This window comes from Dietzia sp. PP-33 (genome assembly GCF_033790845.1).
In the GTDB taxonomy this organism is placed as follows: Bacteria; Actinomycetota; Actinomycetes; order Mycobacteriales; family Mycobacteriaceae; genus Dietzia.
The window spans coordinates 1-15,476 of record NZ_JAMYEI010000007.1 but is presented as its reverse complement, the minus strand read 5'-3'; the positions used below and the strand labels follow the sequence as shown (position 1 = coordinate 15,476).

Sequence of the window (15,476 nt, the reverse complement as noted above, 5' to 3'; positions counted from 1 at the left end):
GATAGGGTCGCAGGGGTGAACACCCGCACCCCGGACCCGCGAAGGACGCCATGACGGAGCAGACCGACGCCTTCACGCTGGCCTATACCGGGTTCGATCCCGCCGTGGAGGGACTGCGCGAGACCCTCTCCTCGACGGGGAACGGCTACATGGCCACCCGGGGCGCCGCCGAGTGGGAGGACGCCGACGGGGTCCACTACCCCGGGACGTACGTCCACGGCGTGTACAACCGCGCGACCACGATGCTCGGCGGGGTCCCCGTGCACAACGAGGACCTGGTCAACCTCCCCAACTGGCTGCCCCTCAAGCTCCGTATCGGAGGCGCGGAGGTGTTGCGGCTCGCCGAGGTGGAACTGCTCGACTACGACCACACACTCGATCTGCGGTCCGCCACGCTCACCCGGCGCCTGCGGTTCCGGGACAAGCAGGGCCGGGAGACCGAGCTGGTCAGCAGGCGGTTCGTCTCGATGGCCGCGCTCCACCACGCCTACCTCGAGTGGACCATCACGCCACTGAACTGGTCGGGTCCGGCAGAGGTGGTCACCGCGATCGACGGACGGGTCACCAATGACGGGGTGCCCCGCTACCGGCAGCTCGAGAGCGACCATCTGCGCCCCGGGAGCACCGTGTTCCCGGAGCCGAAGGTCATCGCCCTCAAGTCGCAGACGAGGCAGTCCGAGGTCGTCATCAGCCTGGCCGCGCGCACCCTGGTGCACTCGGGCGGGGAGGAGCTCGACGTCCCGCGCGCGGACTTCCGGACCTCGGACTACATCCAGCAGACACTGGGGTTGGACCTCGAGCGCGGGGTCCCGGTGACCATCGAGAAGTCGGTGTCGCTGTTCACCTCACGTGACCCCGCCACCGGGAACACGCTGACTCGCGCGCACCGGTCGGTCGTGCGCAGCCGGTCCTTCGAGTCCGCGCACGCGCACCACCGTCAGGCGTGGGACCGACAGTGGCAGGCGTGTGACGTGCGGGTGTTCGGCGACGACGAGGCCCAGCACCTGCTGCGGGTCCACATCAGCCACATCCTGCAGACGTGCTCCCACCACACCGCGGACCTGGACGCCGGGGTGCCCGCCCGCGGGATCAACGGGGAGGCCTACCGCGGACACATCTTCTGGGACGAGCTGTTCGTCCTGCCGTTCCTGACCTTCCGGACCCCGGACGTCACTCGGGGCCTGCTGATGTACCGCTACCGCCGGTTGTCGGAGGCGCGGGCGGCGGCCGAGGCCGCAGGTTACGAGGGCTTCATGTTCCCGTGGCAGAGCGCCTCCCTGGGGACCGAGGAGACACAGGAGGTCCACCTCAACCCGATGTCCGGGCAGTGGGACCAGGACCTCTCGCATCACCAGCGCCACGTCAGCGCGGCCATCTTCTACAACGTCTGGCAGTACGTCACGCTCACCGAGGACACCATGTTCCTCGAGTTCCGGGGGGCGGAGATGATGCTGGGGATCGCCCGCTTCTGGTCGTCGATCGCCCGGTACGTGCCGGAGCGGGACCGCTACGAGATCCACGGGGTCATGGGGCCGGACGAGTACCACGAGAAGTACCCCGGTGCCTCCGAGGGGGGCCTGCGCAACAACGCCTACACCAACGTCTTCGTGGCCTGGATCTGCGACATCGCCGCGAGTCTGCTCGACCTCCTCCCGGAGCCCCGGGCCGACGCGGTGCGCGCCCGGCTAGAACTGCGCGACGAGGAGATCACCCGGTGGAAGGACATGAGCCGGAAGATGTTCGTCCCGTTCCATGACGGGATCATCAGCCAGTTCGAGGGCTACGAGGACCTCGAGGAGCTGGACTGGGACTCCTACCGCGCCGAGTACGGCGACATCCAGCGGCTGGACCGGATCCTCAAGGCCGAGGGGGACACGCCGGACCGGTACAAGCTCGCCAAACAGGCGGACGCGGTGATGCTGTTCTTCCTGTTCAGCGACTCCGAGCTCAGGCGGGTCGTCGAGAGGCTCGGATACGACTTCCCCCCCGACGCCGCCCGGAGGACCATCGAGTACTACGACCAGCGGACCTCGCACGGCTCGACGCTCTCCTACATCACCCACGCCGGGGTGTTGGCGCGCTTCGACCCCGACGCCTCGTGGGAGCGGTTCAAGATCGCGCTGGCCAGCGATGTGGGTGACATCCAGGGCGGCACCACGCGTGAGGGGATCCACATGGGGGTGATGTCCGGGACGGTCGATCTGGTGCAGCGGTTCTACGCCGGCATGCGGGTCCGGGGCGGGATGCTGCGGCTCGACCCCAATCTGCCCCGCGGGATCGACGGGGTCTCGTTCAACATGACCTACCTGCGTTCCCCGCTGACGGTGACGGTGATGAGGGACAGCGTCACGGTGCAGCACCACGACGGGGTGATCGACGCGACCCCCGTCCGGGTTCGGGTGGCCGGGCAGGAGCGGCTGGTCGCGGTGGGTGGCGAGGAGACGTTCAGCCTGGGGTGAAGATCAGGCCGGGGTGAAGTCAGGCCGGGATGAGGATCAGGCCAGGGTGAGGATCAGGCCCGGGTGACGCCGCTGGGAGAGCGGTGCCGCTCCTCCCTCTCGCGGTGCCGGGCGGCGTGACGCTCCCGCTCCCGCTCGGTCTCAACGTGGTGGTCGTACGGGTTCCCCCGGAAGCGCCGGATCGAGTAGACCAGCAGCGCCAGGCCGATCAGTCCGGAGACGATCAGGCTGGTCCCGGTGCCCCAGCCGCCGATGAACCACCAGTCGGGGTCGAAGGGCCACCACCCGGGCGCCGGGGGGTGCTCTCCCCAGAAGACGCCCAGTCCCACGAGCCACGTCACCCCGAGGATCGACGCCGCGATCCGGGGCCAGGTCTGAACCCCGCGGGAGGCGCCCTCCATCGCCAGGCGTTTGACGGGGTCGACCCGCTTCTCGAACCACTCGTACTGCTGGGAGAGCACCACCATCCCGGAGAAGAGCATGAGCAGTCCGGGGCCCGGGAGGAACAGCGCCGCGATGCCCAGCACCACGAGGGTCCACCCGAGAGTCTCGAGCGCGAGGCGCTTCGCCGCGACGTAACCGAGTCTTCGCACCAGACCATGGTGGCAGAATTCCGGCATCGGGCGCGGATGTGCCGGGCCGGTCAGGCGACGGTGGTGCCCAGGAGCAGGCCGATCCCGTAGGTCACGACCATGGCGGCGAGCCCTCCCAGCACGAGCCTGCGGACCGCCTTCCTCCGGTCCGCGTCACCCAGCCGGGCCGAGACGTAACCCGCGAGCGCGAGACCGACCACGGTGAGAACCGCGATCACCGGAACCCGGACGGTGGCCGGCGCGACGATCGCGAGCAGGGGCAGGAGCGCTCCGAGCGCGAAGGCGACGGCGGACGAGACCGCGGCGTGGACGGGGTTGGTGAGTTCGTCCGCGTCCAACCCCAGCTCGGCGTCGAGGTGGGCGGCGAGCGGGTCCACGGCATGGAGTTCGGTGGCCACCCGCCGGGCGGTCTCCTCGCTGAGCCCCTTGGCGGTGTAGAGATCGACGAGCTCGGTGAACTCGGCCTCGGGATCCTCCGCGAGTTCGCGCGCCTCCTTGGCGATGAGCGACTTCTCGGTGTCGCGCTGCGTGCTCACCGAGACGTACTCGCCGATCGCCATGGAGATCGCGCCGGCGGAGAGTCCGGCGATCCCCGCGATCCAGATCGCCGAACGGTCGGTGGTCGCGGCGGCCACGCCCATGACCAACCCGGCGGTCGAGAGCAGGCCGTCGTTGGCGCCCAGGACCGCCGCCCGCAGGCGGTTGAGCTTGTCGGAGAACGACACCGCGTGCGGTTCGACGGCGAGGTGAGGGGTCGGGCGCGGGGTGGGGGCCACACGATCACCGTAGGAGCAGCCGCGCGGACCGGCAAGCCTCGAAAGGCTATCCTTACCAGCGGATTCGTCGGATCCGTGGGTGGATTGGGCTCAGGCCGGGACCGGCGAGCCGAACTCCCGGGCGGCGCGGACACCCGCCTCGAGGTCGACCTCCGGCCACCCGTCGGGGGAGTGCAGGACGGCCGCCAGATCCGGCGCGGACAGCCGCGCACCGGCTCCCAGGAGCGCGTCCACCGCCCCGGCGGCGGGAGCGTCGAGCAGGGTGTCGTCGGCCAGCTCGTCGATGATGTCCCGCACGGCCGCGGTGGTCACGGGGAAGATCTCCGGATCGAAGCCGTCGTCCACCGGCTGGTCCAACCGCCACCACCCGTCGCCGTCCCAGCCGTACAGGAACCCCAGGTAGGCGCCCCTCGAGCGGGCGTGCTCGACGCCACGGCGCCACCAGCCCGGGGCGTCCCCGACGAGATCGGTCCCGGCCTCGCCGGCGCGGCCGCTGCCCTCGGTGAGTGAGAACTCGTGGTGCCAGCCGGCCAGGAGCGCGCGTCCCTCACCGGGCCGGACGAGGGCCATCCACATGCCCTCCTCCCCGCTCCAGTGCAGGGCGGAGGTGGACGGTGGGCAGTGCTCCAGGCCCACCGCCACCCGCACCGCGGCGTCCACGGCGAGGAGGGAGACGATGTCGTCGGGCGTCGAGTCCAGGTCCACGGGGAGCAGGGCCATGCCGGTCACATTAGGCCAAGTCGAGGGTTCGGTCGATTGCTCGTCGGTGAACAGTCGGCGAGCCGTGGATGGACGGCCGGACCCGTGTGGCGGGTCCTCGGCCGCCCGCACCGGGTCTCCGCCGTGCGTTCACTGGCGCGACACCTCAACGGCGCGTTGCCGTCTCCACCGGGTCCTAGCGTCGGAGCCCGCGCACCGGAACGGCCGGACGCGGGGAGAGGACACCGGAACCATGGCAGAAATCAGCATCGATCGCCGTCGATTCCTGGCCGGCGCGGCCGCCGTCGGCGCGGGAGTCTACGTCGCGGGCAACCTCACCGGCACCTTCACGGGCTCCGGTGCCATCGCGAGCGCCACGGGTGTCGGGACCGAGGGCTACGGGGACCTGGTGCCGGACCCGAACGGCCTGCTCGATCTGCCCGAGGGATTCACCTACTCGGTGGTCACCCACGCCGGTGAGACCACCATGGAGGGCGGCGCGAAGTCCCCGTCCGACCCCGACGGCGCCGGGTACTTCGAGGCCTCCGGGTTCCTCGGTTCGCTCTCCGGAGCACTCGGTTCGCTCGGAGTGGGCGCGGGGGGCGGGTTCCTCATCCTGAACCACGAGATCAGTAACAATGAGCCTCATGTCGTGCCGGTGACCGATGGCGTCACCTTCGACGACCAGGCGGGCGGGGGCTGCACGGTCATCGCCGTCGACGCCCAGGGGCAGCGCAAAGCACAGTACGTGGGCGTGGCCGGCACGGTGAACAACTGCGCGGGCGGCGTCACCCCGTGGGGCTCGTGGCTCACCTGCGAGGAGACCGACGTCCAGGCCGGCGGCAGGTCGCTCGCGGGAAAGACCGCGTCGATGGACCACGGCTGGGTGTTCGAGGTCTCGCCGGACACGGCGCTCAACCAGGCCCAGGCCGCGGTGCCCCTCAAATTCCTCGGGCGCTTCGCCCACGAGGCCGTCGCGGTGCATCCCACGACGGGCGTCATCTACCTCACCGAGGACGCCGGCAATCCCAATGGCCACGTGTACCGCTGGACCCCGCCTGCGGGCTTCCGTCCCGGCACCGGTGCGCTCGCCGAGCTCGCCCGCTCGGAGGGCGGCGACACGGCCGGGACCTTCGAGATGATGCGCTGCGTTTCCGGTGGTGCGCACGTCCCGGACCTGTCGGTGGCCACCACCGTCGGGACGACCTACCAGGTCGAATGGGTCGAGGTTCCGGGCCGCGACCGCCTCGCCGAGACCACCTCGATCCGTAGGCAGTCCTACGGCGAGCGCGGAACCCGCTCCCGCAAGCTCGAGGGCGCGTGGTGGAAGGAGGGCGCGTACATCGTGGCCTCGTTCGCCCGGATGGGGGACGGTTCGGCGGCCGAGCACGACGGCCAGGTCTGGCGCATCGCGCCGGACGGTGCGTCCATCACGCTGTACTCGATCTTCGGGAAGAACCCGGACACGTCCGTCGAGCTCGCGGACGGCGGGAGCTTCGACGGTCCGGACAACATCACGGTCTCGCCCCACGGCGGCGTGGTGATCTCCGAGGACGGCTCCGGAATCCAGCACGTCGTGGGCGTCAACGACCGGGGTCAGGCGTACCCCATCGCCCGCAACCGCGTGAGCAACTCGGAGTTCGCCGGCCCGGTGTTCAACGAGGACGGGTCGGTGATGTTCGTCTCGATCCAGGGCGACGGCATCACCTTCGCGGTCACCGGCCCGTGGGCACGTCTCGCGGGGAGTGCAGGTGTCGGCACCGGCTCCCTCGGCAGTGCGGGCCTGGGACACTGACACCTGTCGCATCGCGGACCCGCGCCGACACCTCCCAGCCGGGGAGGTGTCGGCGCGGTCGGCCGTCTTGGCCGGACCGGCTGCGGCGACACCCGCCGCCTCCTACGGTGTGACCATGGACAGTGTGACCACGGACAACGGTCTTCCCCCCGGCCCCCGCCTCCCCACTCTGGTGCAGGCCCTGCTCACCCTGTCGGCCCCCGCGGCCGTCTTCCCGGCGGCGGCCCGGAGATACGGGGTGCCGTTCAGGCTCGACCTGATGCCCAAGGGGCGGAGAATCGTCGCGGTCGCTGATCCCGCGGACATCAAGGACGTGTTCGCCGGATCGCCGTCGGTCTTCCACGCCGGCAAGGGCAACGAACTGCTCCGACCTCTGCTCGGGGAGGACTCGCTGCTCCTGCAGGACGGCGACGCGCACGCCCGGGCCCGTCGCCTCCTGGCGCCCGCGTTCGGACGGCGCGAGATCTCCGGCTACCGCTCGTTGGTCGAGGAGGTCACGGCGCAGCAGCTGAGCCGGTGGCCGCGCTCGGGTCGGATCCGCGCCCACGTCCTGCTCAACGAGCTGACCCTCGAGGTGATCCTGCGCGTGGTGTTCGGGGTGACCGACTCCGAGCGGCTGGACCAGATGCGCCCGGTGGTGGCCCGCACCGTGGACGCCGGGCCGGTGATGATGATCGGGCTGGCGATTCCCGCTCTGCGCCGTCTCTGGCCCTGGACCCGGGAGATCCGCGATCTCGCGAGCATCCACGAGTTCCTGGACGAGCAGATCGCCGCCGCGCGCCGCGATCCCGCACTCGCCGAGCGGAAGGACCTGCTGGCGCTCCTGGTCCGGGCCTCGGCGGATGACGCACAGGGCCCGGACGACGAAAAGGGCCCGGACGACACACAGGGCCTGTCGGACGCCGAACTGCGCGATCAGCTGATGACCCTCCTGGCGGCCGGACACGAGACCACCGCCACGGCGATGGCCTGGTCGATGCTCGAGCTGGCCCGGCACCCGCGGATCCAGGACCGGTGCGTCGACGAGATCACACGGGGCGGGGAGACGGACTATCTCGACGCCGTACTGAAGGAGGCCCTCCGACTACACCCCGTGGTGCCGATGGTCATGCGGGAGCTGCAGGAGCCCGCCACCGTCGGCGGCCGCACCTATCCGCGGGGGCTGACCATCTCGCCGTCGATCGTCCTGGCCCACCGCGCCCCCGCCGCCTACCCGGCGCCGAAGGACTTCGATCCGGAGCGCTTCCTCGGCGACATCCCGACCCCCACCACCTGGCTTCCCTTCGGCGGCGGCGCCCGGCGGTGCATCGGGGCGTCCTTCGCGATGATGGAGGGCGAGGTGATCCTCCGACAGGTGCTGGAGCGCTATCGGCTCGCCCCCGTGGGTAGCGGCCGGGAGTGGCCGAGGTCGCGGAATGTGACGTTGTACCCCTGGCGGCGCGCCCGTCTCGAACTGCGCCCGAGGTGAGCACCGTGCCGCCGCGAGGGGCCACCGATGTGCGTTTCGGTGGAGATTTTCCTACCGTAGGAGATGTGAACGCTTCTCAGTCGCCCTCGCCGCAGGCCGAAGCGCCGCGCGCCTCCGCTCCCCGCGTGTACACGTGGATCTCCGAGACCGGCAGGGTGATCGAGCAGGTGAGAATCGTCCGGAAGGGCGATTCCTCCCGCGCCCGCGGCCGAATCGTCTCCGCCGCGCATCCCGACCACGCCGCGTTCACGCTGGAGTACCAGGTCGAGATCGGCACGGACCTGGCGCCGCACCGGGTGCAGCTCACCGTCTCCACGGAGGAGTACGAGCGCACGATCGACCTGGTGTGCGACGACGACGGATCCTGGCTGCTCGACGATCCCGCCGACACGCGCTCCCGCATGGGGGGTGACGGTGTGGTCGACGTGGACGTGACGTACAGCGTGTTCTTCGCCAGCGTCATCAGCCGACGGCTCGGCCTGCACTCGCAGCCCGCTTCGGTCGAGCAGCGGGTGCTCTCGGTGGACTCCCTGACGCTCGACGTCACCGAGGACTCGGTCACCTTCTCCAGCGACGACGAGAAGGTCCACGGGATCACGGCCACCGCGGCCACGAGCGCGACGGTCGACCCCGACGGGTTCATCATCGACGTGGCCGGACTCAGCCGGCGGGCCTGACCTCCGTCCCGTCCGCCCCCGCCCGGCGCAGGGCCTCCAGCCAGCCGGGCGCGCCCGGCGTCACCGTCACGACCGCGTCCGCGCGCCCCGCCTGAACGGCCTCGTAGGCTCCTCGCGCGCGATGTCCCTCGTCGATCAGCGGCCCCAGGGTGCCCCGCTCGGCCAGCGCCTCCCGCGCCGCGCCCAGGTCGCCCAGGCACTCGTCAAGCACGGCCAGCAGCGCGTCGCGGTTTGGCTCGCAGATGGCACGGACGAGGTCCGGCGCGCTGCCCGCCACGCGGGTGCCGTCGCGGAACGACCCGGCGGCCAACGCCAGAGCGAGGTCTCCGCCCCGGCCCCCGGCCAGCGCCAGCGCCTCGGCCAGCACGTGCCCGAGGTGGGAGATCCGCGCCACGGCCGCGTCGTGGTCGGCGGAGGTGGACGAGATGATCCGGGCGCCGCAGTCCAGTGCCGTCCGGGCCACCCGGGACCAGGTGTCGGGGTCGGCGTCGTCGTCCGCGGCCACCAGCCACGTCGCCCCGCGGAAGAGGTCAGGGTCGGTGGCGTCCCATCCGGAGTGCGCGGTGCCGGCCATGGGGTGTCCGCCGACGAACCGCGCGCCCAGGCCGCGCTCGCGCACCGCGGCCAGGACCGGCCCCTTGACGCTCACCACGTCGGTGAGGGCGACGGTGGGCGCGTGGTCGGCCACCGCGTCCAGGACGGCGCCGAGGGCGGGGAGGGGGACTCCGACGACGACGAGGGCATCCGTCCGCCCGGCCCGGCGGAGCGTGTGCGCGAGGTCCGTGGAGACGTCGAAACCCGCCGCCGAGGCCGCTCCCGCGCCCGCTGTCGAGCGGTTCCACCCGAACGCCCGGTCCGGCCCCAGGGCCCGCAGCATCGAACCGCCGATCAGGCCCACCCCGAGCACGCACACGTCCGTCACCGCCGCCACCTGACAAGGTTCTCACAGCAGACTACGGTTGGGCCCATGGCCAGCACCTCCGACCAACGCTCCCGCGACAGCGGCAGCACCGGCAACGACAGCGACCGGGTCACCGGTTCCGCACTCGGGGTGTTGCAGGAGGGCGGCTCCTGGCAGATCACCCGGCTGGACGACTCCGCGCTGTCCAGTCTCGACGACGCCGCCCGGCAGGTCCGCTCACTCCGCACCGAGGGGGCGTCGTTCGGTCTGGTGGACGTGGACCACGAGTTCTTCGTGATCCTGCGCCCCGGCCCGTCCGGGATGCGGCTCATGCTGTCCGACGCGACCGCGTCACTGGACTACGACCTGGCCGCCGACGTGCTGGACGAGCTGAACGTGGACGTGCCCGACATGTCGGATGAGGAGCTCGAGGACACCGACCCCTGGGGTGAGGGGGACATGGCGATCCTCGAGGACCTGGGGCTGCCGCCCGGGGTCCTGGAGATCATCGTGTCCGAGACCGACCTCTACGCCGACGAGCAGCTGCAGTCGGTGGCCGAGCGGATGGGCTTCGGCGAGGAGCTCGAGCGGCACCTGCCCGACTCGTGAGGCGGTCGTCCCCGTGGCGTCGATGCCCCTGATATCGCCCCGGGCCGCCGACGAGGAGCTGGTCCGGCGGGCCCTGGTGGTCGCGGCCGGGACCCCCGGGCAGGACGTGCCCGTCGGCGCCCTCGTGGTGGGTCCGGACGGCCGGGAGCTGGCGGCCGCCACCAACCGCCGGGAGGCGGACGGGGACCCCCTCGCCCACGCGGAGGTGCTCGCGCTGCGTGAGGCCGCCCGGGTCCTGGGTGACGGTTGGCGACTGGAGGACTGCACCCTCGTGGTGACCCTCGAACCGTGCACCATGTGCGCGGGCGCCGCGGTCGCCGCGCGCGTCGGTCGGGTGGTCTTCGGCGCGTGGGAGCCCCGCACCGGCGCGTGCGGGTCGCTGTGGGACGTCGTGCGCGACCGGCGACTGGTCCACCGTCCCGAGGTCCGCGGCGGGGTGCTCGAGGCCGAGTGCGCCGGGCTGGTGGAGGAGTTCTTCCGGGCGCGGCGCTGACGATGCTCCCGCCCGCCGTCGGTACCTGCGGTGACGGCGACCGTGACCGCCGACCGGTGGAGGCCCGCCGGGCATCTCCGTACCGTGGACGGGGACAGGCGCCGGGCACCGGCGCCGTGATCGAGAGGAGCACCGCATGGGTGTGGGAGACAAGTTCTCGAACAAGGCCGAGGAGCTCGGCGGCCGCGCCAAGGAGTCGGCGGGCGCCGCGTCCGGCGACCGTGACCTCCAGGCCGAGGGCCAGGCCGACCAGGGCTCGGCCGGCATCAAGCAGGGTGCCGAGAAGCTCAAGGACAAGGCCAACGAGGCCGCGGGCAAGCTCACCGGCCACGACAAGTGAGCTGACCTTCCCGTGCGACCAGGCGATTTCCGCCTGCGGCCGCATGTGAAGTAGCCTGATCGGCGGTGGCGTGTCCGAGCGGCCGAAGGTGCAGCACTCGAAATGCTGTGTTGGGTAACCCCCAACCGTGGGTTCAAATCCCACCGCCACCGCCACGGGAGAACCCCGGATCTCGAGTCGAGGTCCGGGGTTCTCTCATCTGTGCACCCGCTGCCCGGGTGGGGCAGGGTCACCCCCTGTCGTCGTCAACTCTTGTCGTCGTCAACCCCTGTCGTCCGGGCCGGGCAGGTGCCCGTCCGTGATCGCGTCCGCGACGAATTCCGGCAGGGTCGCGACCGCCTGGAGAGTGGTCAGCGCAGACTCGATCACGGTCTCCTGTGGCACCCCGGACTCCTCGCCCAGCAGCGCCAACTCCTCGACTCCGGCCAACCAGGCGCGTGTGAGCACCAGAGCCATGGGGCCGGGCCCGGCGATCCCGATGCTGTGGAGGATGCGGAGGCTGATGGTGCGGTGCATGCCGTCGACGACCTGTTCCAACACCGGGTCCACGGACCTGCCCGAGCGCAGGACCGCCACGTAGTTGTCGCGCCGCCGCTGGATGTAGCGCACGAGCGCCGTGATGATCGCGCGGGTGACGTCCTCCGCGCTCGTCCCCTCGGGCACCCTGGTGAGTGACAGGACGTGCTCGGCGGCCGCGTTGACCACCGCCGTGAGGTAGGTCAGCTTGGTGGGGAAGTAGTGGAACAGCAGACTGCGCGAGACCCCGGCCCGCTCCGCGACATCATCCATCGAGAGCGCGTGGAAGGGCACCGTCTCCAGGAGCCTCACTCCCAGGCCGATCAGCTGGTCGCGGCGCTCGTGCCGGGGGAGCCGTCGGCCGCTCGTACCGGTCATCGCCCACCTCGTCGTCGTCGATCCCTGCCGTCGTCGATCCCTCCCATCGTAGGGCCACGGCCGACCCCCCGGGCCGTGCGTGCCACGATGGAACCCATGTCGGACCACGCACCCGCCACCCCGCGCGCGACCACGTTCGACGTGGGGTCACGGATGGTCCTCGACGGCGCCGCGGGGGGCCGCACCGGCGTCATCCACACCCCGCACGGCGACATCGCCACCCCGGCGTTCATCCCCGTCGGCACCAAGGCGACGGTCAAGACGCTCACGCCCGGGCAGATCCGCTCCACCGGTGCGCAGGCAGTCCTGGCCAACGCCTACCACCTGTATCTCCAGCCCGGACACGACGTGGTTGACGCCGCCGGGGGTCTGGGTGATTTCATGCGCTGGCCCGGGCCCACCTACACCGACTCCGGCGGCTTCCAGGTGATGAGCCTGGGGGTGGGGTTCAAGAAGGTCATCGAGATGTCCGCGGGCGCGGCCAAGGCCCCCGACGACTCCGCCACCAACAAAAGCCAAGGAAGACTGGCCAAAGTCGACGAGGACGGGGTCACCTTCACCTCGCACCTCGACGGCTCCCGCCACCGCTTCTCGCCCGAGGTCTCCATGCAGATCCAGCACGGGCTGGGCGCCGACATCCTGTTCGCGTTCGACGAACTCACCACCCTGATGAACACCCGCGTCTACCAGGAGAGCTCCGTCGAGCGGACCCGCCGCTGGGCGCAGCGCTGCCTCGACGAGCACCAGAAGCTGTCCGAGCAGCGTGCCCACCGGCCCGGCCAGTCACTGTGGGGCGTGATCCAGGGGGCCCAGTTCGAGGACCTGCGGCGCCAGGCGGTGCGCGGCCTGGTGGAGATGAGCGACCGCGCCGAGGCGCAGGGGCGGCGCGGGTTCGGCGGCTACGGGATCGGCGGGGCGCTGGAGAAGGAGAACCTCGGCACGATCGTGGGCTGGTGCACCGAGGAACTGCCCGAGGACCGGCCGCGACACCTGCTGGGGATCAGCGAGCCCGACGACATCTTCACCGCCGTGGAGAACGGCGCCGACACCTTCGACTGCGTCGCCCCCACCCGACTGGCCCGCCACGGCGGCATCTACACCCTGGACGGACGGGTCAACGTCACCCGCGCCCAGTTCCGGCACGACCACACCCCGCTCGACCCCGAGGAGCCCTCCGAGGTCTCGCAGGAGTACAGCCGCGCCTACCTCCACCACCTGTTCAAAGCCAAGGAGTTCCTCGGCTCCACCCTGCTGACGATGCACAATCTGGCCTTCGTGGTGCGGCTGGTCGACGAGGTGCGCGCCGCGATGGACGCCGGGCCCGACGAGTACCTGGCGTACAAGGAGCAGTTCCTCGGGCGGTACTACTCGGGACGGTGATCGTCGGCTGACCGGCCGGACCGCGCCCGGTCTCCTCGGCGGAGTCGTCTAGTTGATCTCGTAGGTCACGGAGACCGATACCGTGAGTTCCTGGCTACCGGCCTCGATCGGCGTGGACGATGCACCGTCCGCCAACGACCGCGACGCCGGGAACGGCGTCGCGTCGGTCTCCGGGACCTCGGCTATCGATCGCACCGCCCCCAGCTCCGCGCCTGCCGCGTCGGCGATCTGTTCGGCCTGCTCCTGCGCACGGGTGACTGCCCGGGCCCGGGCCTGTGCCCTGAGATCGCTGTCGTCGTCGATGGAGAACGTCAGCTGCTCGATCCGGATCGCATCGCCGGCGGCTCCGGCGGCTGCATCGATGAGTTCGCCACTCTTGTCGACGTCGCGCAAGGTCGCTGTCACCTGGTTGGTGACGATGTATCCGTCGATGCCGCCGTCGGGCTGGAAATCGGGTCGCACCGACAGGTTCTCGGTGGTGATGTCCTGCTCTTCGACCCCCTGGGCTCTGATGGTCTCGATCAGGGATCGGGCGCGTTCCGCGTTGTCGTTCAGCGCGGTGCTGGCCTCAGATGCCCGGGTTTCGACACCGAGCACGATGTTGACGGTATCGGGGGAGCCGTTGACGATGCCGGTGCCCTGCGTGCTGATGACCGGCGGGTCCTCGCCCGAACCCGCGCACCCCGCCAGAAGCAGGGCGGCGGACAGTAGTGCGAGTGTGCCGGATACTCGTTGTGAGGCCATACCTCACTATGAGGTCGCAACCCGGGTGAACGGGGGATCTACATGAATCCTGGGTGGCCTGAGGAGCGCCGGCGGTCGCTGCGCCCGGTCTAGGACTCGAAGTAGAGCGGGTAATGCAGGGAACAGCCCGGGTTGAACGCCGTGCCGCAGGCCGGGCAGGCGTCTGTGGACTGGTACTCGGTGATCGACAACGTGGTCCGGCAGGCGCCGCAGAGGAGGGCGTGGGAGTCGAACTCGTCCCGCGGCCACACCGACAGCGCGTGGTCGGTGGCGTCGGCGTGGCAGCGGAAACAGGGATAGAAGTCCAGGCAGCAGTGGAACCGGATCGCCACCACGTCCAGGGGCCCGCGGTAGTGCACGCAGCGGGTCTGGTCGTCGACGGTGGCGCCGAGCACCGGTATCGATGCGCCGGCGCCGTCCCCGCCGCCCGAGCCCTCGTCGCCCGAGCCCTCGTGGTGGGATGTCATGCCCTCGGGTCCGACGGGGGCGATCCCGCCACTGGCGATCCCGGCACTGGTGATCCCGCCGTGGTCGAGCCGGCCAGGGCGGTCTGGTAGCTCGGCTCGCGCTTCTTGATCCACGCGATCACGACGTAGGTGACCGGGAGCAGGACGGCCTCCACGAGGGTCTTCCAGACGAACCCGATCACCACGTAGTTCCAGTAGTCACCGGACCCGAGCACCATGCCCAGGGCCGGGGCGGCGATGGTGCAGAAGACGATCGTGTCCGCGAGCTGGCCCACCACGGTCGAGCCGAGCAGCCGCGCCCACAGGGTCCGCTCGCCGGTGCGGCGCTTCATCCACACCAGGACGTAGGAGTTGAGCAGCTCGCCGACCACGTACCCGGCCAGGCCGGCGAGGAAGAACTGCGGGATCACGCCGGCGACGGCCTCGAACGCGTCCTGGTTCTCGTAGAACGGGGCCGCCGGCAGGTGGACGGTGAACGTGAAGCTCAGCGCGGCCAGCGCCAGGACGGCGAAGCCGGAGAGTACGACCCGGCGCATCGCCTTGAAGCCGTACACCTCGCTGATCACGTCGCCCAGCACGTAGGCCAGCGGGAAGAGCAGGAAGGCGCCGTCGGTCACGAGCCCGTCGAGGCTGAGAAACCCCAGCTCGAAGCTCAGGCCGGGAAAGAGGAGGACGCCCTTGGTGCCGGAGACGTTGCTGATGAGCATGACGCCCACGAACAGGGCGATCAGGTAGCCGAAGTACGGGCTGGCGACGGTGGCGAAGACCGCGCGGTCGGTCCTGCTGCGGTCGGTCGCTGTTCCGGTGCCGGTGCCGGTGCCGGAGTCGGCGCCGGAGCGGGGATCGGAGGTGGTCGTATCGGTAGTGGTCGAGTCTGTGGGGTTCGGGGTGCTGCGCGCCGGCTCGGGGGTGGTCCCGTCCGGCCGCCCAGGCCCGCGCAGGTCAGGGTTCTGTTGCGATGAAGTGGTCACGGGCGTCGATTATCCGCGCCCATCCGGCATCCCGCGAATCCCACGTCACCCCGGTTGGCGGACAGCCCCACCTAGTTGGCGGACTCCTCGCTGATTCTCGGGCCGGATCTCGCGCGAGAAGTCCGCCAGGCGCGGGGCGATGTCCGCCAACCGGGATGGGGGACGGCGGGGGGATGGCATGGGGATGGGGGACGGCGGGGGGGATGGCGT

At 70.8% G+C, this 15,476-nt stretch carries 16 protein-coding genes and 1 tRNA gene; 9 read left to right on the top strand and 8 right to left on the bottom strand.

Going from position 1 to position 15,476, the window contains the following annotated elements:
* Positions 1 to 50 precede the first annotated feature (50 nt).
* On the top strand, positions 51 to 2,459 hold the full coding sequence (locus NJE57_RS12770) for a glycoside hydrolase family 65 protein (protein ID WP_319028826.1): 2,409 nt from the start codon (positions 51 to 53) through the stop codon (positions 2,457 to 2,459).
* 53 nt (positions 2,460 to 2,512) lie between these two features.
* Here the strand turns inward: NJE57_RS12770 and NJE57_RS12765 are convergent, their stop codons facing one another.
* The 3 genes from NJE57_RS12765 to NJE57_RS12755 all read right to left on the bottom strand — a co-directional run bounded on the left by NJE57_RS12765 (position 2,513) and on the right by NJE57_RS12755 (position 4,548).
* Positions 2,513 to 3,052: a PGPGW domain-containing protein gene (locus NJE57_RS12765; protein WP_319028825.1), complete on the bottom strand. Its 540-nt coding sequence runs from the start codon at positions 3,050 to 3,052 to the stop codon at positions 2,513 to 2,515.
* A gap of 50 nt (positions 3,053 to 3,102) precedes the next feature.
* A complete protein-coding gene (locus tag NJE57_RS12760; RefSeq protein WP_319028824.1) occupies positions 3,103 to 3,828 on the bottom strand; it encodes a VIT family protein in 726 nt (241 codons plus the stop codon).
* A gap of 90 nt (positions 3,829 to 3,918) precedes the next feature.
* On the bottom strand, positions 3,919 to 4,548 hold the full coding sequence (locus NJE57_RS12755) for a hypothetical protein (protein WP_319028823.1): 630 nt from the start codon (positions 4,546 to 4,548) through the stop codon (positions 3,919 to 3,921).
* 232 nt (positions 4,549 to 4,780) lie between these two features.
* On the opposite strand from NJE57_RS12755, the gene NJE57_RS12750 reads away from it, so the two are divergent.
* The 3 genes from NJE57_RS12750 to NJE57_RS12740 all read left to right on the top strand — a co-directional run bounded on the left by NJE57_RS12750 (position 4,781) and on the right by NJE57_RS12740 (position 8,467).
* The gene (locus NJE57_RS12750; protein ID WP_319028822.1) at positions 4,781 to 6,322 is read left to right on the top strand and encodes an alkaline phosphatase PhoX; all 1,542 of its coding nucleotides are present in this window, start codon (positions 4,781 to 4,783) and stop codon (positions 6,320 to 6,322) included.
* 115 nt (positions 6,323 to 6,437) lie between these two features.
* Positions 6,438 to 7,790: a cytochrome P450 gene (locus tag NJE57_RS12745; RefSeq protein WP_319028821.1), complete on the top strand. Its 1,353-nt coding sequence runs from the start codon at positions 6,438 to 6,440 to the stop codon at positions 7,788 to 7,790.
* A gap of 65 nt (positions 7,791 to 7,855) precedes the next feature.
* The gene (locus tag NJE57_RS12740) at positions 7,856 to 8,467 is read left to right on the top strand and encodes a putative glycolipid-binding domain-containing protein (protein WP_319028820.1); all 612 of its coding nucleotides are present in this window, start codon (positions 7,856 to 7,858) and stop codon (positions 8,465 to 8,467) included.
* Here NJE57_RS12740 and NJE57_RS12735 read toward each other — a convergent pair.
* The gene (locus tag NJE57_RS12735; RefSeq protein ID WP_319029058.1) at positions 8,451 to 9,344 is read right to left on the bottom strand and encodes a prephenate dehydrogenase; all 894 of its coding nucleotides are present in this window, start codon (positions 9,342 to 9,344) and stop codon (positions 8,451 to 8,453) included. The two genes, NJE57_RS12740 and NJE57_RS12735, sit on opposite strands and share 17 nt — an antisense overlap.
* A gap of 90 nt (positions 9,345 to 9,434) precedes the next feature.
* On the opposite strand from NJE57_RS12735, the gene NJE57_RS12730 reads away from it, so the two are divergent.
* The 4 genes from NJE57_RS12730 to NJE57_RS12715 all read left to right on the top strand — a co-directional run bounded on the left by NJE57_RS12730 (position 9,435) and on the right by NJE57_RS12715 (position 10,965).
* Positions 9,435 to 9,977: a tRNA adenosine deaminase-associated protein gene (locus NJE57_RS12730; RefSeq protein WP_319028819.1), complete on the top strand. Its 543-nt coding sequence runs from the start codon at positions 9,435 to 9,437 to the stop codon at positions 9,975 to 9,977.
* A gap of 22 nt (positions 9,978 to 9,999) precedes the next feature.
* Complete coding sequence (locus tag NJE57_RS12725) at positions 10,000 to 10,470, top strand: nucleoside deaminase (RefSeq protein ID WP_319028818.1); 471 nt, start codon at positions 10,000 to 10,002, stop codon at positions 10,468 to 10,470.
* 136 nt (positions 10,471 to 10,606) lie between these two features.
* Positions 10,607 to 10,810 carry a CsbD family protein gene (locus NJE57_RS12720; protein ID WP_319028817.1) on the top strand — a complete coding sequence of 68 codons (204 nt, stop codon included), beginning with the start codon at positions 10,607 to 10,609 and terminating at the stop codon, positions 10,808 to 10,810.
* Between the two features lie 64 nt (positions 10,811 to 10,874).
* Positions 10,875 to 10,965 (top strand) — tRNA-Ser (locus NJE57_RS12715).
* Between the two features lie 106 nt (positions 10,966 to 11,071).
* On the opposite strand, the gene NJE57_RS12710 is transcribed toward NJE57_RS12715, so the two are convergent.
* Entirely contained in the window at positions 11,072 to 11,704 is a 633-nt protein-coding gene (locus tag NJE57_RS12710) for a TetR/AcrR family transcriptional regulator (protein WP_319028816.1), read from the bottom strand.
* Between the two features lie 96 nt (positions 11,705 to 11,800).
* Here NJE57_RS12710 and tgt point away from each other — a divergent pair, with 96 nt between their 5' ends.
* Entirely contained in the window at positions 11,801 to 13,084 is a 1,284-nt protein-coding gene (gene tgt, locus NJE57_RS12705; RefSeq protein ID WP_319028814.1) for a tRNA guanosine(34) transglycosylase Tgt, read from the top strand.
* 48 nt (positions 13,085 to 13,132) lie between these two features.
* Here the strand turns inward: tgt and NJE57_RS12700 are convergent, their stop codons facing one another.
* The 3 genes from NJE57_RS12700 to NJE57_RS12690 form a co-directional block, all read right to left on the bottom strand.
* Positions 13,133 to 13,828, bottom strand: coding sequence for an SIMPL domain-containing protein (locus NJE57_RS12700; protein ID WP_319028813.1), 696 nt, complete (start codon positions 13,826 to 13,828; stop codon positions 13,133 to 13,135).
* 89 nt (positions 13,829 to 13,917) lie between these two features.
* Positions 13,918 to 14,295: a CHY zinc finger protein gene (locus tag NJE57_RS12695; protein ID WP_319028812.1), complete on the bottom strand. Its 378-nt coding sequence runs from the start codon at positions 14,293 to 14,295 to the stop codon at positions 13,918 to 13,920.
* Positions 14,292 to 15,266, bottom strand: coding sequence for a queuosine precursor transporter (locus NJE57_RS12690; RefSeq protein ID WP_319028811.1), 975 nt, complete (start codon positions 15,264 to 15,266; stop codon positions 14,292 to 14,294). The genes NJE57_RS12695 and NJE57_RS12690 overlap by 4 nt, the downstream gene beginning before the upstream one ends.
* Positions 15,267 to 15,476 lie beyond the last annotated feature (210 nt).

Coding starts and splice junctions, on each gene's coding strand:
- tgt (WP_319028814.1), top strand. CDS start 11,801: ATGTCGGACCACGCACCCGCCACCCCGCGCGCGACCACGTTCGACGTG.
- NJE57_RS12730 (WP_319028819.1), top strand. CDS start 9,435: ATGGCCAGCACCTCCGACCAACGCTCCCGCGACAGCGGCAGCACCGGC.
- NJE57_RS12720 (WP_319028817.1), top strand. CDS start 10,607: ATGGGTGTGGGAGACAAGTTCTCGAACAAGGCCGAGGAGCTCGGCGGC.
- NJE57_RS12755 (WP_319028823.1), bottom strand. CDS start 4,548: ATGGCCCTGCTCCCCGTGGACCTGGACTCGACGCCCGACGACATCGTC.
- NJE57_RS12770 (WP_319028826.1), top strand. CDS start 51: ATGACGGAGCAGACCGACGCCTTCACGCTGGCCTATACCGGGTTCGAT.
- NJE57_RS12695 (WP_319028812.1), bottom strand. CDS start 14,295: ATGACATCCCACCACGAGGGCTCGGGCGACGAGGGCTCGGGCGGCGGG.
- NJE57_RS12750 (WP_319028822.1), top strand. CDS start 4,781: ATGGCAGAAATCAGCATCGATCGCCGTCGATTCCTGGCCGGCGCGGCC.
- NJE57_RS12735 (WP_319029058.1), bottom strand. CDS start 9,344: ATGCTGCGGGCCCTGGGGCCGGACCGGGCGTTCGGGTGGAACCGCTCG.
- NJE57_RS12725 (WP_319028818.1), top strand. CDS start 10,000: ATGCCCCTGATATCGCCCCGGGCCGCCGACGAGGAGCTGGTCCGGCGG.
- NJE57_RS12710 (WP_319028816.1), bottom strand. CDS start 11,704: ATGACCGGTACGAGCGGCCGACGGCTCCCCCGGCACGAGCGCCGCGAC.
- NJE57_RS12745 (WP_319028821.1), top strand. CDS start 6,438: ATGGACAGTGTGACCACGGACAACGGTCTTCCCCCCGGCCCCCGCCTC.
- NJE57_RS12700 (WP_319028813.1), bottom strand. CDS start 13,828: ATGGCCTCACAACGAGTATCCGGCACACTCGCACTACTGTCCGCCGCC.